General features: G+C 58.4%; 32 protein-coding genes. 1 reads left to right on the top strand and 31 read right to left on the bottom strand.

The genetic code is table 11. The features are described from left to right. Window positions 1–91: 91 nt before the first annotated feature. Entirely contained in the window at window positions 92–2,929 is a 2,838-nt protein-coding gene (gene uvrA / locus ACYCFC_RS19725) for an excinuclease ABC subunit UvrA (RefSeq protein ID WP_459652652.1), read from the top strand. 66 nt (window positions 2,930–2,995) lie between these two features. Here uvrA and ACYCFC_RS19720 read toward each other — a convergent pair whose 3' ends face one another. The 31 genes from ACYCFC_RS19720 to fusA all read right to left on the bottom strand — a co-directional run bounded on the left by ACYCFC_RS19720 (window position 2,996) and on the right by fusA (window position 21,793). After that, the gene (locus ACYCFC_RS19720; protein WP_459652651.1) at window positions 2,996–4,456 is read right to left on the bottom strand and encodes a catalase; all 1,461 of its coding nucleotides are present in this window, start codon (window positions 4,454–4,456) and stop codon (window positions 2,996–2,998) included. Between the two features lie 186 nt (window positions 4,457–4,642). After that, a complete protein-coding gene (gene rplQ, locus ACYCFC_RS19715) occupies window positions 4,643–5,029 on the bottom strand; it encodes a 50S ribosomal protein L17 (protein WP_019339959.1) in 387 nt (128 codons plus the stop codon). 45 nt (window positions 5,030–5,074) lie between these two features. Then, window positions 5,075–6,076, bottom strand: a complete 1,002-nt coding sequence (locus ACYCFC_RS19710) for a DNA-directed RNA polymerase subunit alpha (RefSeq protein WP_181082232.1) — start codon at window positions 6,074–6,076, stop codon at window positions 5,075–5,077. Between the two features lie 22 nt (window positions 6,077–6,098). Next, the gene (rpsD, locus tag ACYCFC_RS19705) at window positions 6,099–6,719 is read right to left on the bottom strand and encodes a 30S ribosomal protein S4 (RefSeq protein ID WP_181082233.1); all 621 of its coding nucleotides are present in this window, start codon (window positions 6,717–6,719) and stop codon (window positions 6,099–6,101) included. A 17-nt stretch (window positions 6,720–6,736) separates the two neighbouring features. Beyond that, window positions 6,737–7,126, bottom strand: a complete 390-nt coding sequence (gene rpsK, locus ACYCFC_RS19700) for a 30S ribosomal protein S11 (RefSeq protein ID WP_019339962.1) — start codon at window positions 7,124–7,126, stop codon at window positions 6,737–6,739. A 19-nt stretch (window positions 7,127–7,145) separates the two neighbouring features. Next, on the bottom strand, window positions 7,146–7,502 hold the full coding sequence (rpsM, locus tag ACYCFC_RS19695; RefSeq protein WP_014854208.1) for a 30S ribosomal protein S13: 357 nt from the start codon (window positions 7,500–7,502) through the stop codon (window positions 7,146–7,148). Between the two features lie 131 nt (window positions 7,503–7,633). Continuing rightward, the gene (rpmJ, locus tag ACYCFC_RS19690) at window positions 7,634–7,750 is read right to left on the bottom strand and encodes a 50S ribosomal protein L36 (RefSeq protein ID WP_014854209.1); all 117 of its coding nucleotides are present in this window, start codon (window positions 7,748–7,750) and stop codon (window positions 7,634–7,636) included. 28 nt (window positions 7,751–7,778) lie between these two features. Beyond that, a complete protein-coding gene (secY, locus tag ACYCFC_RS19685; protein ID WP_181082234.1) occupies window positions 7,779–9,107 on the bottom strand; it encodes a preprotein translocase subunit SecY in 1,329 nt (442 codons plus the stop codon). Next, complete coding sequence (gene rplO / locus ACYCFC_RS19680) at window positions 9,108–9,542, bottom strand: 50S ribosomal protein L15 (protein ID WP_181082235.1); 435 nt, start codon at window positions 9,540–9,542, stop codon at window positions 9,108–9,110. Between the two features lie 3 nt (window positions 9,543–9,545). After that, the gene (rpmD, locus tag ACYCFC_RS19675) at window positions 9,546–9,728 is read right to left on the bottom strand and encodes a 50S ribosomal protein L30 (RefSeq protein ID WP_014854212.1); all 183 of its coding nucleotides are present in this window, start codon (window positions 9,726–9,728) and stop codon (window positions 9,546–9,548) included. Between the two features lie 2 nt (window positions 9,729–9,730). Then, window positions 9,731–10,231, bottom strand: a complete 501-nt coding sequence (rpsE, locus tag ACYCFC_RS19670; protein WP_181082236.1) for a 30S ribosomal protein S5 — start codon at window positions 10,229–10,231, stop codon at window positions 9,731–9,733. A gap of 3 nt (window positions 10,232–10,234) precedes the next feature. After that, window positions 10,235–10,585: a 50S ribosomal protein L18 gene (rplR, locus tag ACYCFC_RS19665; RefSeq protein ID WP_181082237.1), complete on the bottom strand. Its 351-nt coding sequence runs from the start codon at window positions 10,583–10,585 to the stop codon at window positions 10,235–10,237. A 10-nt stretch (window positions 10,586–10,595) separates the two neighbouring features. Then, entirely contained in the window at window positions 10,596–11,129 is a 534-nt protein-coding gene (rplF, locus tag ACYCFC_RS19660) for a 50S ribosomal protein L6 (RefSeq protein ID WP_181082238.1), read from the bottom strand. Window positions 11,130–11,141: 12 nt separating this feature from the next. Then, on the bottom strand, window positions 11,142–11,534 hold the full coding sequence (rpsH, locus tag ACYCFC_RS19655; RefSeq protein WP_014854216.1) for a 30S ribosomal protein S8: 393 nt from the start codon (window positions 11,532–11,534) through the stop codon (window positions 11,142–11,144). Between the two features lie 182 nt (window positions 11,535–11,716). After that, on the bottom strand, window positions 11,717–12,022 hold the full coding sequence (gene rpsN, locus ACYCFC_RS19650; protein WP_181082239.1) for a 30S ribosomal protein S14: 306 nt from the start codon (window positions 12,020–12,022) through the stop codon (window positions 11,717–11,719). A gap of 13 nt (window positions 12,023–12,035) precedes the next feature. Then, entirely contained in the window at window positions 12,036–12,575 is a 540-nt protein-coding gene (gene rplE, locus ACYCFC_RS19645) for a 50S ribosomal protein L5 (protein ID WP_037025754.1), read from the bottom strand. A 19-nt stretch (window positions 12,576–12,594) separates the two neighbouring features. Continuing rightward, entirely contained in the window at window positions 12,595–12,909 is a 315-nt protein-coding gene (gene rplX / locus ACYCFC_RS19640; protein ID WP_181082240.1) for a 50S ribosomal protein L24, read from the bottom strand. Between the two features lie 11 nt (window positions 12,910–12,920). Next, window positions 12,921–13,289, bottom strand: coding sequence for a 50S ribosomal protein L14 (gene rplN / locus ACYCFC_RS19635; protein WP_014854220.1), 369 nt, complete (start codon window positions 13,287–13,289; stop codon window positions 12,921–12,923). A 23-nt stretch (window positions 13,290–13,312) separates the two neighbouring features. Then, window positions 13,313–13,579, bottom strand: a complete 267-nt coding sequence (gene rpsQ / locus ACYCFC_RS19630) for a 30S ribosomal protein S17 (protein WP_037025751.1) — start codon at window positions 13,577–13,579, stop codon at window positions 13,313–13,315. Between the two features lie 2 nt (window positions 13,580–13,581). After that, complete coding sequence (rpmC, locus tag ACYCFC_RS19625) at window positions 13,582–13,773, bottom strand: 50S ribosomal protein L29 (protein ID WP_003289209.1); 192 nt, start codon at window positions 13,771–13,773, stop codon at window positions 13,582–13,584. Then, complete coding sequence (gene rplP / locus ACYCFC_RS19620) at window positions 13,773–14,186, bottom strand: 50S ribosomal protein L16 (RefSeq protein ID WP_014854222.1); 414 nt, start codon at window positions 14,184–14,186, stop codon at window positions 13,773–13,775. The genes rpmC and rplP overlap by 1 nt, the downstream gene beginning before the upstream one ends. Before the next feature lie 12 nt (window positions 14,187–14,198). Further along, window positions 14,199–14,885 carry a 30S ribosomal protein S3 gene (gene rpsC / locus ACYCFC_RS19615; RefSeq protein WP_181082241.1) on the bottom strand — a complete coding sequence of 229 codons (687 nt, stop codon included), beginning with the start codon at window positions 14,883–14,885 and terminating at the stop codon, window positions 14,199–14,201. A gap of 13 nt (window positions 14,886–14,898) precedes the next feature. After that, a complete protein-coding gene (gene rplV / locus ACYCFC_RS19610; protein WP_181082242.1) occupies window positions 14,899–15,231 on the bottom strand; it encodes a 50S ribosomal protein L22 in 333 nt (110 codons plus the stop codon). A gap of 12 nt (window positions 15,232–15,243) precedes the next feature. After that, window positions 15,244–15,519: a 30S ribosomal protein S19 gene (gene rpsS / locus ACYCFC_RS19605; RefSeq protein ID WP_021209376.1), complete on the bottom strand. Its 276-nt coding sequence runs from the start codon at window positions 15,517–15,519 to the stop codon at window positions 15,244–15,246. Window positions 15,520–15,535: 16 nt separating this feature from the next. Further along, window positions 15,536–16,357 carry a 50S ribosomal protein L2 gene (gene rplB, locus ACYCFC_RS19600; RefSeq protein ID WP_181082243.1) on the bottom strand — a complete coding sequence of 274 codons (822 nt, stop codon included), beginning with the start codon at window positions 16,355–16,357 and terminating at the stop codon, window positions 15,536–15,538. A 14-nt stretch (window positions 16,358–16,371) separates the two neighbouring features. Then, window positions 16,372–16,671 carry a 50S ribosomal protein L23 gene (gene rplW, locus ACYCFC_RS19595; protein ID WP_459652650.1) on the bottom strand — a complete coding sequence of 100 codons (300 nt, stop codon included), beginning with the start codon at window positions 16,669–16,671 and terminating at the stop codon, window positions 16,372–16,374. Beyond that, complete coding sequence (gene rplD, locus ACYCFC_RS19590) at window positions 16,668–17,270, bottom strand: 50S ribosomal protein L4 (protein ID WP_181082244.1); 603 nt, start codon at window positions 17,268–17,270, stop codon at window positions 16,668–16,670. Before rplD ends, rplW begins: the two co-directional genes overlap by 4 nt. Window positions 17,271–17,282: 12 nt before the next feature. Further along, a complete protein-coding gene (rplC, locus tag ACYCFC_RS19585) occupies window positions 17,283–17,918 on the bottom strand; it encodes a 50S ribosomal protein L3 (RefSeq protein ID WP_181082245.1) in 636 nt (211 codons plus the stop codon). A gap of 81 nt (window positions 17,919–17,999) precedes the next feature. Continuing rightward, window positions 18,000–18,311: a 30S ribosomal protein S10 gene (gene rpsJ / locus ACYCFC_RS19580; protein WP_003186070.1), complete on the bottom strand. Its 312-nt coding sequence runs from the start codon at window positions 18,309–18,311 to the stop codon at window positions 18,000–18,002. A 149-nt stretch (window positions 18,312–18,460) separates the two neighbouring features. Beyond that, window positions 18,461–19,660 carry an elongation factor Tu gene (tuf, locus tag ACYCFC_RS19575; RefSeq protein WP_181082246.1) on the bottom strand — a complete coding sequence of 400 codons (1,200 nt, stop codon included), beginning with the start codon at window positions 19,658–19,660 and terminating at the stop codon, window positions 18,461–18,463. A gap of 30 nt (window positions 19,661–19,690) precedes the next feature. After that, window positions 19,691–21,793, bottom strand: coding sequence for an elongation factor G (gene fusA / locus ACYCFC_RS19570; protein WP_181082247.1), 2,103 nt, complete (start codon window positions 21,791–21,793; stop codon window positions 19,691–19,693). Window positions 21,794–21,819: the final 26 nt, after the last annotated feature.

The following is a 21,819-nucleotide window of genomic DNA, read 5'->3' as shown; positions in this document are numbered from 1 at the left end:
GTCATCCTCTACCTGGCACAGGCGCGTAATTTTGCCGCGCCGCCGTCCGGGCCGTATAATTTCCGGTTTTCGCCCGCCACGCGAGGCTGTTTTGGACAAGATTCTGATCCGTGGGGCTCGCACCCACAACCTGAAGAACATCGACCTGACCCTGCCGCGCGACAAGTTGATCGTGATCACCGGCCTGTCCGGCTCAGGCAAGTCCTCATTGGCCTTCGATACCCTTTACGCAGAAGGCCAGCGCCGCTACGTGGAATCGCTGTCGGCCTACGCCCGGCAGTTCCTGTCGATGATGGAAAAGCCCGACGTGGACACCATCGAAGGCCTGTCGCCGGCCATTTCAATCGAGCAGAAGTCCACCTCGCACAACCCGCGCTCCACCGTGGGCACCATCACCGAGATCTACGATTACCTGCGCCTGCTCTATGCGCGAGTCGGCACGCCACGCTGCCCGGATCACGATGAGCCGCTGGAAGCGCAGACCGTCAGCCAGATGGTCGATCAGGTGCTGGCCCTGCCCGAAGGCAGCAAGTTGATGCTGCTGGCCCCGGTGATCCGCGAGCGCAAGGGCGAGCACCTGGCGGTCTTCGACGAGCTGCGCGCCCAAGGCTTCGTCCGCGCGCGGGTCAATGGCAAGCTGTACGAACTCGATGAACTGCCGAAACTGGACAAGCAGAAGAAACATTCCATCGATGTCGTGGTGGACCGCTTCAAGGTACGCGGCGACCTGCAGCAACGCCTGGCCGAGTCCTTCGAGACCGCGCTCAAGCTGGCCGACGGCATTGCCCTGGCCGCCCCCATGGACGAAGACGACGACCGTGAGGAAATGATCTTCTCGGCGCGCTTCGCCTGCCCGATCTGCGGCCACTCGATCAGCGAGCTGGAGCCCAAGCTGTTCTCCTTCAACAACCCCGCCGGCGCCTGCCCGACCTGTGATGGCCTGGGTGCCAAGCAGTTCTTCGACGCCAAACGCCTGGTCAACGGCGAGCTGACGCTGGCCGAGGGTGCGATTCGCGGCTGGGACAGGCGCAACGTCTATTATTTCCAGATGCTCGGCTCGCTGGCCGCACATTATGGTTTCAGCCTCGACGAGCCATTCGGCTCGCTATCCGAAACCCATCAGCAATACATCCTGCGCGGCAGCGGCAAGGAGAACGTTGATTTCCGCTATCTGAACGATCGGGGCGATATCGTCAAACGCTCGCACCCGTTCGAGGGGATCATCCCCAATCTCGAACGCCGCTACCGCGAAACCGAATCCAACAGCGTCCGCGAAGAACTGGCCAAATATCTCAGCACCCAGCCCTGTCCCGAATGCCGCGGCACCCGCCTGCGACGCGAGGCTCGCCATGTCTGGGTTGGCGACAAGACGCTGCCAGCCGTCACCCGTCTGCCGATTGGCGATGCCGCCGAATATTTTGCAGGCTTGACGCTGAGCGGGCGGCGCGGCGAGATCGCCGACAAGATCCTCAAGGAAATCTGCCAGCGCCTGCAGTTTCTGGTCAACGTCGGCCTCGATTACTTGACCCTGGATCGCAGCGCCGACACGCTTTCCGGCGGTGAAGCCCAGCGCATCCGCCTGGCCAGCCAGATTGGCGCAGGTCTGGTCGGCGTCATGTACATCCTGGACGAGCCTTCCATTGGCCTGCACCAGCGCGACAATGAGCGCCTGCTCGGCACCCTGCGTCACCTGCGCGACATCGGCAACACGGTGATCGTCGTCGAGCATGACGAAGATGCGATCCGCATGGCTGATTATGTAGTCGATATCGGCCCCGGCGCTGGCGTGCATGGCGGTCGTATCGTCGCCGAAGGCACTCCCGACGAGGTGATGACGCACCCCGATTCGCTGACCGGCAAATACCTGTCTGGTCGTGTGCAAATCAGCTATCCGCCCGAACGCACCCTGCGCGACCCGAAGAAGCTGCTCAAGCTCAAGGGCGCGCGCGGCAATAACCTGCGCAACGTCGATCTGGAAATCCCGGTAGGCCTGCTGACCTGCATCACCGGCGTATCCGGCTCTGGCAAGTCGACGCTGATCAACAATACTCTTTTTCCCATCACCGCCACGGCGCTCAATGGCGCCACCACACTGGAAGTGGCGCCCCACGACTCCTTCGATGGCCTGCAATACCTGGACAAGGTAGTCGATATCGACCAGAGCCCCATTGGCCGCACGCCACGCTCGAACCCGGCGACCTACACCGGCCTGTTCACCCCGATCCGCGAACTCTTCGCCGGCGTTCCGGAAGCGCGCTCGCGCGGTTACGGCCCAGGACGCTTCTCCTTCAACGTCAAGGGCGGACGCTGCGAAGCCTGCCAGGGCGACGGCGTGATCAAGGTGGAAATGCACTTCCTGCCGGATATCTACGTGCCCTGTGACGTGTGCAAGGGCAAGCGCTACAATCGCGAAACCCTGGAAGTGAAGTACAAGGGCAAGAGCATCACCGAAGTGCTCGACATGACTATCGAGGAAGCGCGAGAGTTCTTCGACCCGGTGCCGGCGGTTGCGCGCAAGTTGCAGACGCTGATGGATGTGGGCCTGTCCTATATCAAGCTGGGGCAGAGCGCGACCACCCTCTCCGGCGGTGAAGCGCAGCGGGTCAAGCTGTCGCGCGAGCTGTCCAAGCGCGACACCGGCAAGACCCTCTATATTCTTGACGAGCCCACTACCGGCCTGCACTTCGCCGACATCCAGCAACTACTCGATGTGCTGCACCGGCTGCGTGACCACGGGAATACCGTGGTGATCATCGAGCACAACCTGGATGTAATCCGCACGGCGGACTGGCTGGTCGACCTGGGCCCCGAAGGCGGCTCCAAGGGCGGGCAGATCATCGCCAATGGAACACCGGAAGAAGTGGCCGAGATGCCGCAGTCGCACACCGGGCACTTCCTCAAGCCCTTGCTGGAGCGAAACCGAGCCTGAATAGTCCGGCAGCCTGAAAACCAAAAGCCCGCAGCACTGCTGCGGGCTTTTCATTCAGCGCAGGGATCAGGCCAGGGCTTCCTCAACCGGAAGATCCAGCGCCTTTGCCACGCCCGCGCCGTAAGCAGGGTCGGCCAGGTAGCAATGCCTGATGTGACGCAGCTTGATATGCCGCGCCGCATCACCCATGGCCCGCGCCGTATTCCCGAACAGGCGTTCCTGCTCATCGGCCTCCATCAAACGGAAGAGATCCCCCGGCTGAGTGAAGTAATCGGCATCGTCCGCACGGAAATCGTAACGGTCAGCCGCCCCACCCAGAGCCAGCGGCGGCTCGCTGAAATCGGGCTGCTCCCGCCACTCGCCGTAGGTGTTCGGCTCATAGTGCAGACGCCCGCCGTGGTTGCCATCCACCCGCATGGCGCCATCGCGGTGGAAACTGTGCACCGGGCAACGCGGCGCATTCACCGGAATCTGGTGGTGATTGACGCCCAGACGATAGCGCTGCGCATCACCGTAGGAGAACAGACGCCCCTGCAGCATGCGGTCCGGCGAGAAGCTGATGCCGGGCACCACGTTGGCCGGGGTGAAGGCTGCCTGTTCGACGTCCTGGAAATAGTTGTCGGCGTTGCGGTTCAGCTCGTAGTAACCCACTTCGATCAGCGGGTAATCCTTCTTCGACCAGACCTTGGTCAGGTCGAACGGATGAAAGCGATAGCTTGCAGCCTCGGCTTCGGGCATCACCTGGACATACATGGTCCAGCGCGGGAATTCTCCCCGCTCAATGGCTTCGAACAGGTCACGCTGCGAACTTTCCCGATCACCCGCGACGATGGCCGCCGCTTCCGCATCGGTCAGGTTCTTGATGCCCTGCTGGGTCTTGAAATGGAACTTGACCCAGTAGCGCTGGTTATCGGCGCTGATGAAGCTGTAAGTATGCGAGCCAAAACCATGCATGTGTCGATACGAGGCGGGAATGCCCCGATCGCCCATCACATAGGTGATCTGGTGCAGCGCTTCGGGCAGGCCGGTCCAGAAGTCCCAGTTATTGTTGGCGCTGCGCATGTTGGTGCGCGGGTCGCGCTTGACCGCATGGTTCAGATCGGGAAATTTCAGCGGATCGCGGAAGAAGAATACCGGCGTGTTGTTGCCGACCATGTCCCAGTTGCCCTGCTCGGTATAGAACTTCAGGGCGTAGCCGCGAATATCGCGCTCGGCATCAGCCGCACCACGCTCACCGGCCACTGTAGAAAAACGGGCAAACATCGGGGTTTTCTTGCCGATCTCGGAAAAGATCGCCGCCTTGCTATAGCGGGTAATATCGTGGGTAACCACGAACTCGCCAAAAGCGCCAGAGCCTTTGGCGTGCATGCGGCGCTCGGGAATGACTTCACGATCGAAATGCGCCAGCTTTTCCAGGAACCAGACGTCCTGCAACAACATCGGCCCACGCGGACCGGCGCTCATAACGTTCTGGTTTTCGGCTACCGGGGCGCCGGCGACGGTTGTGAGTCTTGGCTTGTCAGTCATGGCTGCATCTCCTTGGCGTGCATCAGAAATCTCGTGCGGCGCGCTCAGATGCGCCGGTTGTGTGGCTCTCATCATAGAGAGCAAGCGCAACGCCGACTAATGATGAAGGTCAACGCCCTCGATAGAGGAAATCTTTCAGCCATAAAAAAACCGAGCCAAGGCTCGGTTTTTTTGAACGCAGCGAACTTACTCCGCAGCTTCCACTTCACCGGTAACCGGACGGTCAACCAGCTCGACGTAAGCCATGGGCGCATTGTCACCAGCGCGGAAGCCGCACTTGAGAATACGCAGGTAGCCGCCCTGACGGGTGGCATAACGCGGGCCCAGATCGTTGAACAGCTTGCCAACGATGGCCTTCGAGCGGGTACGGTCGAAAGCCAGACGACGGTTGGCGACGCTGTCTTCCTTGGCCAGGGTGATCAGCGGCTCGGCGACGCGACGCAGTTCCTTGGCCTTGGGCAGGGTGGTCTTGATCAGTTCGTGCTCGAACAACGACACCGCCATGTTCTGGAACATGGCCTTGCGGTGTGCGCTGGTGCGGCTCAGATGACGGCCACTTTTACGATGACGCATGATTGAAATTCCTTACCAAACGATCAGTTCGGTGACTAGGGACGATCAGGCCGTAGCCTTATCGTCCTTCTTGAGACTTGCCGGCGGCCAGTTATCGAGGCGCATGCCGAGGGACAGACCACGAGAAGCCAGAACGTCTTTGATTTCGGTCAGAGACTTCTTGCCCAGGTTCGGCGTTTTCAACAGTTCCACTTCGGTGCGCTGAATCAGATCACCGATGTAGTAGATGTTTTCTGCCTTGAGGCAGTTCGCCGAACGCACGGTCAGTTCCAGGTCATCAACCGGACGCAGCAGAATCGGATCGATCTCGTCTTCCTGCTCCACCACAACCGGCTCGTTATCGCCCTTGAGGTCGACAAACGCAGCCAGTTGCTGTTGCAGGATAGTCGCAGCACGACGGATCGCCTCTTCGGGATCCAGGGTGCCGTTGGTTTCCAGATCGATGATCAGCTTGTCCAGGTTGGTACGCTGTTCAACACGGGCGTTCTCGACCACATAAGCCACGCGACGAACCGGGCTGAAGGTGGCATCGAGCTGAAGACGGCCAATACTGCGGCTTTCATCTTCATCGCTCTGACGCGCATCAGCAGGCTCGTAACCACGGCCGCGAGCGACCTTGAGCTTCATGTTGATCGAACCATTGGCCGCCAGGTTGGCGATCAGGTGATCGCCATTGACGATTTCGACATCGTGATCCAGCTGGATATCGGCAGCGGTAACAGCGCCCGCGCCCTTCTTCACCAGGCTCAAGGTCACTTCATCACGGCCGTGCAGCTTGATGGCGATACCTTTGAGGTTGAGCAGGATTTCGATGACATCTTCCTGCACGCCCTCGATGGCGCTGTACTCGTGGAGCACGCCGTCGATCTCAGCCTCGACCACTGCGCAGCCTGGCATTGAGGACAACAGAATACGACGCAGCGCGTTGCCCAGGGTGTGGCCGAAACCACGCTCGAGAGGCTCGAGCGTGATCTTGGCACGGGTCGGACTGACCACCTGCACATCGATATGGCGGGGGGTCAGGAACTCATTTACCGAACTCTGCATGGATACACCTATTTTCTAGCCCTTACTTGGAGTAGAGCTCGACAATCAGGTTTTCGTTGATGTCGGCGGACAGATCACTGCGAGCCGGAACACTCTTGAAAACACCGGTTTTCTTGTCGGTATCTACTTCGACCCACTCAACACGACCGCGCTGTGCGCACAGTTCCAGGGCCTGGGCGATACGCAACTGGTTACGGCACTTCTCGCGCACTTCCACCACGTCACCCGCTTTGACCTGGTAGGAAGGAACGTTCACGGTCTTGCCGTTGACGCTGATTGCCTTGTGGGAAACCAGCTGGCGCGATTCGGCACGCGTGGAGCCGAAGCCCATGCGGTAAACGACGTTATCCAGACGGCATTCGAGCAGCTGCAGCAGGTTCTCGCCGGTAGCGCCCTTGCGGCTGGCAGCCTCCTTGTAGTAACCGCTGAACTGACGCTCGAGCACACCGTAGATACGGCGAACTTTCTGCTTCTCGCGCAGCTGGGTACCGTAGTCGGAGAGGCGACCACGACGTTGACCATGAACACCCGGTGGGGTTTCGATGTTGCACTTCGATTCGAGCGCGCGCGCACCACTCTTCAGAAAGAGATCGGTGCCTTCACGACGAGACAGTTTGCACTTGGGACCAATATAACGAGCCATTCTTCACTGTCTCCTGATTACACGCGGCGCTTCTTCGGCGGACGGCACCCGTTGTGCGGGATTGGCGTCACGTCGGTGATGCTGGCGATTTTATAACCACAGCCATTCAGAGCACGAACGGCAGATTCACGACCCGGACCTGGACCTTTGACGTTGACGTCGAGGTTCTTCAAGCCATATTCCAGAGCCGCCTGACCAGCACGCTCGGCAGCTACCTGAGCAGCGAACGGAGTGCTTTTACGCGAACCACGGAAACCGGAACCACCGGAAGTAGCCCAGGACAACGCGTTGCCCTGACGATCGGTGATGGTGATGATGGTGTTGTTGAAAGAGGCATGGATGTGGGCGATGCCATCAACCACTGTCTTTTTGATTTTCTTACGAGGACGAGCAGCAGGTTTTGCCATTACTTAAATTCCTACGCGATTACTTGCGGATCGGCTTGCGCGGGCCCTTGCGGGTGCGGGCGTTGGTCTTGGTACGCTGACCGCGCACCGGCAGACCACGACGATGACGCAGGCCGCGGTAGCAACCCAGGTCCATCAAGCGCTTGATCTTCATGTTGACTTCGCGACGCAGATCACCTTCAACGATGAACTTGGCCACTTCGCCGCGCAGCAGTTCGACCTGCTCGTCGGAGAGATCCTTGATTTTCGCTGCCGGATTTACGCCGGTAGCTGCGCAGATGGTCTGCGCACGAGTGCGACCGACACCATAGATGTAGGTCAGCGAGATAACAGTGTGCTTGTTATCCGGAATGTTTACGCCTGCAATACGGGCCATTCAGTGAAACTCCAATTGACAGCTACCCAACGCCCCGGAAGCCAAGAAAAGGGCGCGAGATACTAACGCTGTAATAACAAATAATCAACCCGGCAGCGCACTAGCTACCGGGTTCTAGCTTTAGCTCACAATCAGCCTTGGCGCTGTTTGTGACGCGGTTCTGCACTGCAGATGACTCGTACGACGCCTTCGCGACGGACGATCTTGCAGTTGCGGCACAGCTTCTTGACCGATGCACGAACTTTCATGACCAACTCCTCGAACCTTACGAACCAATCAGCGGAGCATTCCGCTGCCATAGCCCTTCAGGTTGGCTTTTTTCATCAGGGAATCATACTGGTGAGACATGAGGTGTGACTGCACTTGCGACATGAAGTCCATCACCACCACCACCACGATCAGCAACGAAGTCCCGCCAAGGTAGAACGGCACGTTTGCAGCCACCACAAGGAACTGGGGCAGCAGGCATACAGCCGTCATGTACAGGGCACCGAACATGGTCAAGCGGGTCAGTACGCCATCGATATAGCGTGCGGACTGCTCACCAGGCCGGATTCCAGGGATAAACGCACCGGACTTCTTCAGGTTTTCCGCAACGTCTTTCGGATTGAACATCAATGCCGTATAGAAGAAGCAGAAGAAGATGATACCGGCGCTGAACAACAGGATGTTCAACGGCTGACCCGGAGCGATCGACTGGGAGATATCCGCCAGCCAGCTCATGCTCTCGGACTGACCGAACCACTGCCCCAGGGACGCCGGGAACAGCAGGATACTGCTGGCGAAGATCGCAGGGATGACGCCCGCCATATTGACCTTCAGCGGCAGGTGGCTCGTCTGCGCAGCGAAAACCTTGCGGCCCTGCTGACGCTTTGCATAGTGAACGGCGATCCGCCGCTGACCACGCTCGATGAACACCACGAAACCGATGATGGCAACGGCAACCAGGCCTACGGCAAGCAGCGCGATGATATTGATATCACCCTGCCGCGCAGACTCGAAAGACTGCCCCAGCGCGCCCGGCAAACCGGCAACGATGCCCGCGAAGATCAACATGGAGATGCCGTTACCGACACCCCGCTCGGTGATCTGCTCGCCCAGCCACATCATGAACATTGCACCCGCCACGAAGGTGGTGATGGCCACGAAGTAGAAGCCGAAATCGTTGCTGAACGCGACACCCTGCCCCGCCAGACCGACCGACATGCCGATCGCCTGGACGATCGCCAGCACCAGCGTTCCGTAACGCGTGTACTGACTGATCTTGCGACGCCCGGCCTCGCCTTCCTTCTTCAACTGCTCCAGCTGCGGGCTGACAGCGGTCATGAGCTGCATGATGATCGACGCCGAAATGTACGGCATGATCCCCAGCGCAAAAATGCTCATCCGCTCCAGCGCACCGCCGGAGAACATGTTGAACAGGCTAAGGATGGTCCCTTCGTTCTGACGGAACAGCTCGGCCAACCTGTCGGGGTTGATCCCCGGCACCGGGATGTGTGCGCCAATTCGATAGACGATGATCGCCATCAGCAGAAAACGCAGACGCGCCCAGAGCTCGGACAGCCCACCATTACTCAGCGCGGAGAGAGCACCTTGCTTAGCCATTTATTCCTCGAACTTGCCGCCAGCTGCTTCGATAGCCGCACGCGCACCCTTGGTGGCGGCGATGCCCTGGAGAGTCACCGCACGACCGACCTCGCCGGACAGCATGACTTTCACACGCTGAACGTTGTGGTTGATGATGTTGGCGTCTTTGAGGCTCTGCAGAGTCACGACGTCGCCTTCAACCTTGGCCAGCTCGGAGGTACGCACTTCGGCGCGATCCATGGCTTTCAGAGAAACGAAGCCGAACTTCGGCAGACGGCGATGCAGAGGCTGCTGACCACCCTCGAAGCCGGGAGCGATCTTGCCGCCGGAGCGGGAAGTCTGACCCTTGTGACCACGGCCACCGGTCTTGCCGAGACCGCTGCCGATACCACGGCCCGGACGCAGCTTTTCGCGACGGGCGCCTGGCGCAGAACGCAGATCGTTCAGTTGCATGGCTTAGCCCTCCACACGGAGCATGTAGTAAGCCTTGTTGATCATGCCGCGATTCTCAGGAGTGTCCTGAACTTCGACGGTGTGACCAATGCGACGCAGGCCCAGACCCTTGACGCACAGCTTGTGATTGGGAATACGACCGCTGACGCTTTTGATCAGCGTGACCTTGACGGTTGCGTTAGCCATGATCAGGAAATCTCCTCAACGCTCTTGCCGCGCTTGGCAGCGATCGAGTCAGGTGACTGCATGGCCTTCAGACCCTTGAACGTAGCGTGAACCACGTTGACCGGGTTGGTAGAACCGTAGCACTTGGCCAGAACGTTCTGCACGCCAGCGACTTCCAGAATGGCGCGCATCGCACCACCGGCGATCACACCGGTACCTTCCGAGGCAGGCTGCATGTAGACCTTGGAAGCGCCATGCGCAGCCTTGGTTGCGTACTGCAGGGTAGTGCCGTTCAGGTCGACCTGGATCATGTTGCGGCGAGCCGCTTCCATCGCCTTCTGAATGGCGGCAGGCACTTCGCGGGATTTGCCGCGACCGAAACCTACACGACCCTTGCCATCACCCACCACGGTCAACGCGGTGAAGGTGAAGATACGACCACCTTTTACTGTTTTGGCGACGCGGTTAACTTGAACCAGCTTCTCAATGTAGCCTTCGTCGCGCTTTTGCTCGTTATATGCCATAACTTAGAACTCCAGCCCGCCTTCACGAGCAGCATCAGCCAGTGCCTTCACACGACCGTGGTACTTGAAGCCAGAACGGTCGAACGCCACCTGGGTGACACCTGCGGCCTTAGCACGCTCAGCGACCAGCTGACCAACTTTCTTGGCAGCGTCGACGTTGCCCGTGGCACCGCCGCGCAGTTCTTTGTCGAGTGTCGAGGCGCTGGCCAGGACCTTGTCGCCACCGGCCGAGAGGACCTGGGCGTAGATGTGCTGGGAAGAGCGGTACACACACAGGCGTACGACTTCCAGCTCGCGCATCTTCAGGCGTGCCTTGCGAGCGCGACGCAGACGAGTAACTTTCTTTAGGCTCATTTGCTATGCCCTACTTCTTCTTAGCTTCTTTACGACGAACCACTTCGTCCGAGTAACGCACGCCTTTGCCCTTGTAAGGCTCAGGACGACGATAATCACGGATTTCAGCAGCCACCTGACCGACCAGTTGCTTATCGATACCCTTGATCAGGATATCGGTCTGGCTGGGGGTCTCAGCGGTAACGCCTTGCGGCAGCTCATATTCCACCGGGTGCGAGAAGCCGAGAGCCAGGGACAGCACTTGACCTTTGGCTTGCGCCTTGTAACCGACACCAACCAGCTGGAGCTTGCGCTCGAAGCCCTGGCTAACGCCGACGACCATATTGTTCACCAGCGCACGGGTGGTACCAGCCATGGCGCGAGTCTGCTGATCGCCATTGCGACCGGCAAAACGCAGCTCACCCGACTCCTGGATGACCTCAACTGACGAATGAACATTCAGCTCCAGAGCGCCCTTGGCACCCTTCACCGAAAGCTGCTGACCAGTCATCTTGATTTCGACGCCAGCGGGCAGCTTGACGGGGTTTTTAGCAACGCGAGACATGCTTATTCCCCCTTAGAACACAGTGCAGAGCACTTCGCCGCCAACGCCAGCGGCGCGAGCAGCACGATCAGTCATCACACCCTTGTTGGTGGACACGATCGAAACGCCCAGACCGCCACGAACTTTCGGCAACTGGTCGACGGATTTGTACTGGCGAAGGCCAGGACGGCTTACACGCTTGAGCTCCTCGATGACCGGACGGCCCTCGAAGTACTTGAGCTCGATGGACAGCTGCGGCTTTGCATCGCCACTGACGTTGTATCCCGCGATATAGCCTTCACCCTGAAGAACGTTGGCTACTGCCACCTTCAGCGTGGAAGACGGCATGCTTACGACGGACTTTTCGGCCATCTGGGCATTACGGATACGAGTTAGCATGTCCGCTAACGGGTCCTGCATACTCATGGGCTCTTGGCTCCTAATACGAAAAAATAAGCCCGCAAGGGCTCGTGTCGCCTTCTAGATGAGACCGCGATAAATGCGAGGCTCGGGCGAGCCGGACATTCTAGAGACAGACCTGAAACGAATCAAGCCCCAGAGGGGCTTGATTCGACAACATCCAGTCCAGCCATGAGCCGGACCTTCATTTACCAGCTGGCTTTGACCAGACCCGGCACATCACCACGCATGGCAGCCTGGCGCAGCATGTTGCGCGCAAGACCGAACTTGCGATACACACCATGCGGACGACCAGTCAGACGGCAGCGGTTACGCAGGCGCGAAGCGCTGGCGTCACGTGGCTGCTTCTGCAGGGAAACCTGGGCTTCCCAACGAGCTTCCGGCGTGGAGTTCGGGTTGGCGATGACAGCCTTCAGCGCCGCACGCTTTGCAGCGTATTTGGCAACCGTCTGCTGACGCTTCAGCTCGCGGTTCTTCATGCTTTGCTTAGCCATGTACCTACTCCAATCAGTTGCGGAATGGGAAGTTGAAGGCGCGCAGCAGCGCACGACCTTCATCATCCGTCCGGGCGGTAGTGGTCAGGGTGATATCCAGACCACGCAGCGCATCGATCTTGTCGTAATCGATTTCCGGGAAGATGATCTGCTCTTTCACGCCCATGCTGTAGTTGCCACGACCATCGAAGGACTTGGCATTCAGGCCGCGGAAGTCGCGAACCCGAGGCAGGGAGATCGACAGCAGACGATCCAGGAATTCGTACATGCGATCGCCACGCAGCGTCACCTTGACGCCGATCGGCCAGCCTTCGCGGACCTTGAAGCCTGCGATGGAGTTCCGAGCATGGGTCACAACGACCTTCTGACCGGTGATCTTCTCCAGGTCGGCAACCGCATGATCGATGATCTTCTTGTCACCGATGGCTTCGCCGAGACCCATATTGAGGGTGATCTTGGTAATGCGTGGAACTTCCATCACGTTGCCGAGCTGAAGTTCTTCCTTCAGCTTGGGCGCGATTTGCTTCCGATAAACTTCTTTTAGTCGTGCCATGGTTATCTACCTAGCAGTCTCAAGCTTCAACCGGCTTTTGGGTCGACTTGAAGACACGAATTTTCTTGCCGTCTTCAACCGTGAACCCAACGCGATCAGCCTTGTTGGTTTCGCTGTTGAAGATAGCGACGTTAGAGACGTGCAGAGGCGCCTCTTTCTCGACGATACCGCCCTGAACGCCCGACATCGGGTTCGGCTTGGTATGACGCTTGACCAGGTTGATACCACCGACGACCAGACGGTCATCAGCGAGAACCCGAAGCACCTTACCGCGCTTGCCCTTGTCCTTGCCGGCGATGACGATGATCTCGTCGTTGCGACGAATCTTTTGCATGCGGCTACTCCTTAGAGCACTTCAGGCGCGAGGGAGACGATCTTCATGAACTTCTCGTTACGAAGTTCACGCGTCACCGGCCCGAAAATACGAGTACCGATAGGCTCCTGCTTGTTGTTCAGCAGAACAGCAGCGTTGCCATCGAAGCGGATAATGGAGCCGTCCGGACGACGAACACCGTGACGGGTGCGGACCACTACAGCGGTCATCACCTGGCCTTTCTTGACCTTGCCACGCGGAATCGCTTCCTTGACGGTAACCTTGATGATGTCGCCGATGCCGGCGTAACGGCGGTGCGAACCGCCGAGCACCTTGATGCACATAACGCGGCGCGCGCCACTGTTATCCGCCACATCGAGCATTGATTGAGTCTGAATCATATAATTTCTCCGACCCCTAGCCCTTAGACTTCGACGGCACGTTCGACGACATCAACCAGCATCCAGGACTTGGTCTTCGCCAGCGGACGAGTCTCGCGGATGGTGACCTTGTCGCCGATACGGCACTGGTTGGTTTCGTCGTGGGCGTGCAGCTTGGTCGAACGCTTCACGTATTTGCCGTAGATCGGGTGCTTGACGCGACGCTCGATCAATACGGTGATGGTTTTGTCCATTTTGTCGCTGACGACGCGGCCAGTCAGCGTGCGGACAGTCTTTTCAACTTCAGCCATGATCACTTACCTGCCTGCTGGTTGAGCACAGTCTTGACACGAGCGATGTCGCGCTTGACTTGCGAGAGCAGGTGAGACTGCCCCAACTGGCCAGTCGCTTTCTGCATACGCAGATTGAACTGGTCGCGCAGCAGCTCGAGCAGTTGCTCGTTCAGCTGCTGAGCGGATTTTTCACGAAGCTCATTCGCTTTCATCACATCACCGTCCGCTTAACAAAGGAGGTGGCGAGCGGCAGCTTTGCAGCAGCCAGGGCGAAAGCCTCACGCGCCAGCTCTTCGGAAACACCCTCGATCTCGTAGAGCACCTTGCCCGGTTGAATCTGGGCTACCCAGTACTCGACGTTACCCTTACCTTTACCCATCCGGACTTCCAGAGGCTTTTTGGTGACAGGCTTGTCGGGGAATACACGGATCCAGATCTTGCCGCCACGCTTCACGTGACGGGTCAGCGCACGACGCGCGGACTCGATCTGACGGGCCGTCAGACGACCACGGGATACAGACTTCAGAGCGAACTCGCCGAAACTGACCTTGCTACCGCGCTGAGCCAGGCCACGGTTGTGACCGGTCATCTGCTTGCGGAATTTTGTACGCTTGGGTTGCAACATTTGGCGTACTCCTTACTTGGCAGCTTTTTTACGAGGCGCAGGCGCTTGGGGCTTGAGCTCTTCATGGCGACCACCAATCACTTCGCCTTTGAAGATCCAGACCTTGACACCGATCACACCGTAAGTGGTGTGCGCTTCGTAGGTGTTGTAGTCGATATCGGCACGCAGGGTGTGCAGCGGCACACGACCTTCCCGATACCATTCCGTACGGGCGATTTCAGCCCCACCCAGACGACCGCTCACCTGGATCTTGATGCCTTTGGCACCAATGCGGATTGCGTTCTGTACGGCGCGCTTCATGGCGCGACGGAACATCACGCGACGCTCCAGCTGCTGAGCAACGTTCTGTGCTACCAGCATTGCATCGAGTTCCGGCTTGCGGATTTCTTCGATGTTGATGTGCACCGGCACACCCATTTGCTTGGTCAGGTCCTGACGCAGCTTCTCAACATCTTCACCTTTCTTGCCGATCACGATGCCGGGACGAGCGGTGTGGATGGTGATGCGTGCGGTTTGAGCCGGGCGAGCAATGTCGATACGGCTTACGGACGCGCTTTTTAATTTGTCCTGGAGATACTCACGCACGTTCAGATCTGCAAGCAGATAATCGGCGTACGTACGACCGTCTGCGTACCAGACGGAGGTGTGCTCCTTGACGATTCCCAGGCGAATGCCAGTGGGATGTACTTTCTGACCCATCTGATCGACTCCGTTACTTGTCCGCAACCTTGACAGTGATATGGCAAGACCGCTTGACGATGCGATCAGCGCGGCCCTTGGCACGCGGCATGATGCGCTTAAGCGAACGCCCTTCGTTGACGAAGACGGTGGAAACCTTCAGGTCATCCACGTCAGCGCCTTCGTTGTGCTCGGCGTTGGCTACGGCCGACTCCAGCACTTTCTTCATGATCTCGGCGGCTTTCTTGTTACTGAAAGCCAGCAGGTTGAGCGCTTCGCCCACCCCTTTCCCGCGGATCTGGTCGGCGACCAGGCGGGCTTTCTGGGCGGAGATGCGAGCGCCCGACAACTTAGCGGCTACTTCCATCTTCATTACCCCTTAGCGCTTGCCTTTCTTGTCGGCAACGTGACCACGATAGGTACGGGTGCCGGCAAATTCGCCGAGTTTGTGACCGACCATGTCTTCGCTCACGAGAACGGGAACATGTTGACGACCGTTATGCACAGCGATGGTCAGACCGACCATTTGCGGCAGGATCATGGAACGACGCGACCAGGTTTTCACCGGCTTGCGATCATTCTTTTCCATCGCCACTTCGACCTTCTTCAATAGGTGAAGATCGATAAAAGGACCTTTTTTCAGAGAACGCGGCACTGTCGTATCCCTCTAGTTACTTGCGACGACGGACGATCATGTTATCGGTGCGCTTGTTGGAACGAGTCTTCGCGCCCTTGGTCGGGAAGCCCCATGGCGACACCGGATGACGACCACCGGAGGTACGACCCTCACCACCACCATGGGGGTGATCGACCGGGTTCATGGCCACACCGCGAACGGTCGGACGGACACCACGCCAGCGCTTGGCACCTGCTTTACCCAGCGAACGCAGGCTATGCTCGGAGTTCGAGACTTCGCCCAGGGTCGCGCGGCATTCAGCCAGCACCTTGCGTGTTTCGCCGGAGCGAAGACGCAGCGTCACGTACGCACCTTCACGCGCAACCAGCTGAGCCGAAGCACCAGCGGAACGAGCGATCTGGGCACCTTTGCCCGGCTTCAGCTCCACACCATGAATGGTGGAACCCAGCGGGATGTTGCGCAGCGGCAGACTGTTACCAGCCTTGATCGGCGCATTGACGCCCGACAGCAGCTGATCACCAGCACTCACGCCCTTCGGCGCGATGATGTAGCGACGCTCGCCATCTGCATACTTCAGCAGCGCGATGTGCGCAGTACGGTTCGGGTCGTATTCGATGCGCTCGACGATGGCTGGAATGCCATCCTTGTTGCGACGAAAATCGACCAGACGGTAATGCTGCTTGTGACCACCGCCAACGTGACGAGTGGTGATGCGACCGTTGTTGTTACGGCCACCGGATTTCGACTTCTTCTCGAGCAGCGGAGCATAAGGAGCGCCTTTGTGCAGCTCCTGACCCACCACCTTGACCACAAAGCGGCGGCCCGCGGAAGTCGGTTTGCATTTAACGATTGCCATGATGCACCCCTTCCTTACTCAGCACTGCCGGAGAAATCGAGATCCTGGCCCGGCTGAAGCGCGATGTACGCTTTCTTCCAGTCGTTACGCTTGCCCAGACCGCGAGCGGTGCGCTTGGTCTTGCCCTGAACATTCAGGGTGCTGACCTTGGCGACCTTCACGTTGAACAGGCTTTCGACGGCCTTCTTGATTTCCAGCTTGGTTGCGTCGTTCGCAACCTTGAAAACGAACTGGCTCTTGCTGTCGGCCAGCATGGTTGCCTTCTCGGAGACATGCGGACCAAGCAGGACTTTGAATACGCGTTCCTGGTTCATCCCAGCAGCTCCTCGAATTTCTTCACAGCCGACACGGTGATCAACACCTTGTCATAGGCGATCAGGCTGACGGGATCGGAACCCTGAACATCACGTACGTCGACGTGCGGCAGGTTGCGAGCAGCCAGATAAAGATTCTGATCGACCGCATCGGAAACGATCAGCACGTCATTCAGACCCATACCGTTCAGCTTGTTGGCAAGCAGCTTGGTCTTGGGGCTGTCGACGGCGAAGTCTTCGACCACGACCAGGCGCTCGGAACGAACCAGCTCGGCAAGAATGGAACGCATCGCGGCGCGATACATCTTCTTGTTGAGCTTCTGCTCGTGATTCTGCGGACGAGCAGCGAAAGTCACACCACCGCCACGCCAGATCGGACCACGAGTGGTACCGGCACGCGCACGGCCGGTGCCCTTCTGGCGCCAGGGACGCTTGCCGCCACCGGCGACATCGGAGCGAGTCTTCTGCTGCTTGCTGCCCTGACGACCGCCTGCCATGTAGGCGACGACTGCCTGGTGCACCAGCGTCTCGTTGAACTCAGCGCCAAAGGTACGCTCGGAGACTTCTATGGCTTGTGCGCCATTAACATTCAATTGCATGTGAACTCCCCCTTACCCGCGAGCCTTGGCGGCCGGACGCACGATCACGTCACCACCAGTGGCGCCGGGCACTGCACCCTTCACCAACAGCAGGTTACGCTCGGCATCGACACGCACGATTTCCAGAGACTGCACGGTTACGCGCTCGGCGCCCATGTGCCCGGACATCTTCTTGCCCTTGAAAACACGACCCGGAGTCTGGCACTGGCCAATCGAACCCGGTACGCGGTGGGATACGGAGTTACCGTGGGTATTGTCCTGACCACGGAAGTTCCAGCGCTTGATGGTACCGGCAAAGCCTTTACCCTTGGACTGACCGGTGACATCCACCATCTGTCCAGCCTGGAAAATCTCGGCCTTGATCTCGTCACCGGCCTGGAACTCCTCGCCCTCGAGGCGGAACTCCCAGACGCCACGACCGGCAGCTACATTCGCCTTGGCGAAATGACCGGCCTGAGCCTTGGTGACACGGGACGCACGACGCTCGCCAACAGTGACCTGTATGGCGCGATAACCATCGCTTTCTTCATTCTTGAACTGGGTGACACGATTCGGCTCGATCTCGATGACCGTAACCGGAATAGAGACACCATCCTCGGTGAAAACGCGGGTCATGCCGCATTTACGACCGACTACACCAATAGTCATATTGTAACCTCTTGAGTGTACGGGGCTTTCACCCGCTATGGCCGCCCATTTCAGAGCGTTACACGACTAAAACTCCAGGTTTTAGCCGAGGCTGATCTGCACTTCCACGCCAGCCGCAAGATCAAGCTTCATAAGCGCATCGACGGTCTTGTCGGTTGGCTGAACAATGTCCAGCACACGCTTATGAGTGCGGATTTCGTACTGATCGCGCGCGTCCTTGTTGACGTGCGGAGAGACCAGAACGGTAAACCGCTCTTTGCGGGTCGGCAGTGGAATCGGACCACGCACCTGAGCACCAGTACGTTTCGCGGTTTCCACGATTTCCTGGGTTGATTGATCGATCAGGCGATGGTCAAAAGCCTTCAACCGAATACGGATTTGTTGGTTTTGCATTTTGACCTCAGACTCCAATTAGCCATCCCTACCGAACGCAATACGCCCGATAAAAGGAGGCGCAATTGTACGGATGCGTCCAGGGGGTGTCAATAAATGATCAGCAATAGAAAAAGGCCCCCGAAGGAGCCCTTTTCCACATCGAATGATTATTCGATGATCTTGGCAACCACGCCGGCACCAACGGTACGGCCACCTTCGCGAATCGCGAAGCGCAGACCGTCTTCCATGGCGATCGGAGCGATCAGGGTGACAACCATTTTGATGTTGTCGCCCGGCATAACCATCTCAACGCCTTCCGGCAGTTCGCAGTTACCGGTCACGTCAGTGGTACGGAAGTAGAACTGCGGACGGTAGCCCTTGAAGAACGGCGTGTGACGACCGCCTTCTTCCTTGCTCAGGACGTAGACTTCGCCCTCGAACTTGGTGTGCGGCTTGATGGTGCCTGGCTTGGCCAGAACCTGGCCACGCTCGACGTCATCACGCTTGGTGCCGCGCAGCAGTACGCCAACGTTCTCACCGGCACGACCTTCGTCGAGCAGCTTGCGGAACATTTCGACACCGGTGCAGGTGGTCTTGGTGGTATCACGGATACCAACGATCTCGATCTCTTCCTGGATACGGACGATGCCACGCTCGACACGACCGGTTACCACGGTGCCGCGACCGGAGATGGAGAACACGTCTTCGATCGGCATCAGGAACGGCTTGTCGATAGCGCGCACAGGCTCGGGAATGTAGCTGTCGAGAGTTTCGACCAGCGTCTTCACGGCAGTGGTGCCCAGACCGTTTTCGTCTTCACCGTTGAGCGCCATCAGCGCGGAGCCGATGATGATCGGCGTGTCGTCGCCCGGGAAGTCGTAGGTCGACAGCAGGTCACGAACTTCCATCTCGACCAGTTCCAGCAGCTCGGCGTCATCTACCATGTCGGCCTTGTTCAGGAACACGACAATGTAGGGAACACCCACCTGACGGGACAGCAGGATGTGCTCGCGAGTCTGCGGCATGGGGCCGTCAGCAGCCGAGCAGACCAGGATCGCGCCGTCCATCTGGGCAGCACCGGTGATCATGTTCTTCACATAGTCGGCGTGACCTGGGCAGTCGACGTGCGCGTAGTGACGGATCGGGGAATCATATTCAACGTGGGAGGTGTTGATGGTGATACCACGAGCCTTCTCTTCCGGCGCGTTGTCGATCTGGTCGTAACCCTTGGAGACGCCACCCGAACCGAAGACTTCGGCACAGACGCGAGTCAGGGCTGCAGTCAGCGTGGTCTTGCCATGATCGACGTGACCAATGGTGCCGACGTTGACGTGCGGTTTGTTACGTTCGAATTTTTCTTTAGCCACGACAGTAAACCTCTTACTTAAAGGGCTGAATCAACCTTGTTTTTTAACAATAGCTTCGACGATATTCGACGGAGCTTCGGAGTATTTCGAGAATTCCATGGAGTAGCTGGCACGACCCTGAGACATGGAACGTACATCAGTTGCGTAGCCGAACATTTCGCCCAGCGGCACCTCAGCACGGATGACCTTGCCAGTGACAGAGTCTTCCATCCCCTGAATCAGACCACGGCGACGGTTCAGGTCACCCATCACGTCACCCATGTAGTCCTCAGGCGTCACCACCTCGACCTTCATGACCGGCTCAAGCAGTACCGCACCGCCCTTCTGGGAAAGCTGCTTGGTCGCCATGGAAGCCGCGATCTTGAACGCCATCTCGTTGGAGTCGACGTCGTGGTAGGAACCATCGAACACGGTTGCCTTCAGGCCGAGCAACGGATAGCCGGCGAGAACACCGTTCTTCATCTGCTCCTCGATACCCTTCTGAATGGCCGGAATGTATTCCTTCGGAACCACACCACCGACAACCTCGTTCTTGAACTCCAGACCTTCCTGACCTTCGTCGGAGGGCTCGAAGCGAATCCAGCAGTGACCGAACTGGCCACGACCACCGGACTGGCGGACGAACTTGCCTTCGATCTCGCACTTGTTGCGGATCATTTCGCGATAGGCAACCTGCGGCTTGCCGATGTTGGCCTCGACGTTGAACTCGCGACGCATGCGGTCGACGATGATGTCCAGGTGCAACTCACCCATACCACCAATGATGGTCTGGCCGGTTTCTTCATCGGTACGCACACGGAAGGACGGGTCTTCCTGAGCCAGACGACCCAGTGCGATACCCATTTTTTCCTGGTCAGCCTTGGTCTTCGGCTCGACGGCAACGTGAATCACCGGCTCCGGGAAGTCCATGCGCTCGAGGACGATCTGCTGGGTCAGGTCGCACAGGGTATCGCCCGTGGTCACATCCTTCATGCCGATCAGAGCAGCGATGTCGCCTGCACGTACTTCCTTGATCTCTTCACGCTGGTTGGCGTGCATCTGCACCATACGACCAACGCGCTCCTTCTTGCCCTTGACCGAGTTGATGACCGAGTCACCAGAGGCCAGGACGCCGGAGTAGACGCGAACGAAGGTCAGAGTCCCAACGAAGGGATCGGTTGCGATCTTGAAAGCCAGAGCAGAGAAAGGCGCTTCGTCCGAGGATTCACGCTCGTCGACCTTCTCTTCGTCATCCGGATGAACACCCTTGATGGCAGGGACTTCGTCCGGCGCCGGCAAGTATTCGATGACCGCATCGAGAACCAGGGGCACGCCCTTGTTCTTGAAGGAGGAACCCAGTACCGCCGGCACGATTTCACAAGCGATGGTGCGCAGACGCAGACCTTGCTTGATTTCCTCGACGGTAAGCTCGCCCTCTTCCAGATACTTGTTCATCAGCTCTTCATTGGCCTCGGCAGCCGCCTCGACCATGTTCGAGCGCCACTCTTCCGCCTGAGCCTGCAGCTCTGCCGGGATCTCTTCCTCGCGGAAGCTCATACCCTTGTCGTCTTCGTTCCAGTAGATCGCCTTCATCTTGATCAGGTCGACCTGACCAATGAAGTTCTCTTCCGAACCGATCTGCAGCTGCAGCGGAACAGGGGTATGCCCCAGACGCTTCTTGATCTGCTCGACGACACGCAGGAAGTTCGAACCCTGGCGGTCCATCTTGTTCACGTAGACGATACGTGGAACACCGTACTTGTTGGCTTGACGCCATACGGTTTCGGACTGCGGCTCGACACCGGAAGTACCACAGAACACGACGACCGCACCGTCGAGGACGCGCAGGGAGCGCTCCACTTCAATGGTGAAATCCACGTGACCGGGAGTATCGATAACGTTGACGCGATGGTTCTTGAACTGCTTGGCGGAACCCTGCCAGAAGGCGGTGACCGCAGCAGAGGTAATGGTGATACCGCGCTCCTGCTCCTGAACCATCCAGTCGGTGGTCGAGGCGCCGTCATGGGTTTCACCCATCTTGTGGTTAACACCGGTATAGAACAGTACGCGCTCTGTGGTGGTGGTTTTACCCGCATCCACATGGGCACAGATACCGATGTTACGGTAGAGGTTGATCGGTGTAGTACGAGCCATAAAGCCCTCGCGAGTTGTTGACGCTG

It is taken from the genome of Stutzerimonas sp. NM35, from assembly GCF_054604355.1.
This window is presented reverse-complemented; position numbering and strand designations above follow the sequence as displayed.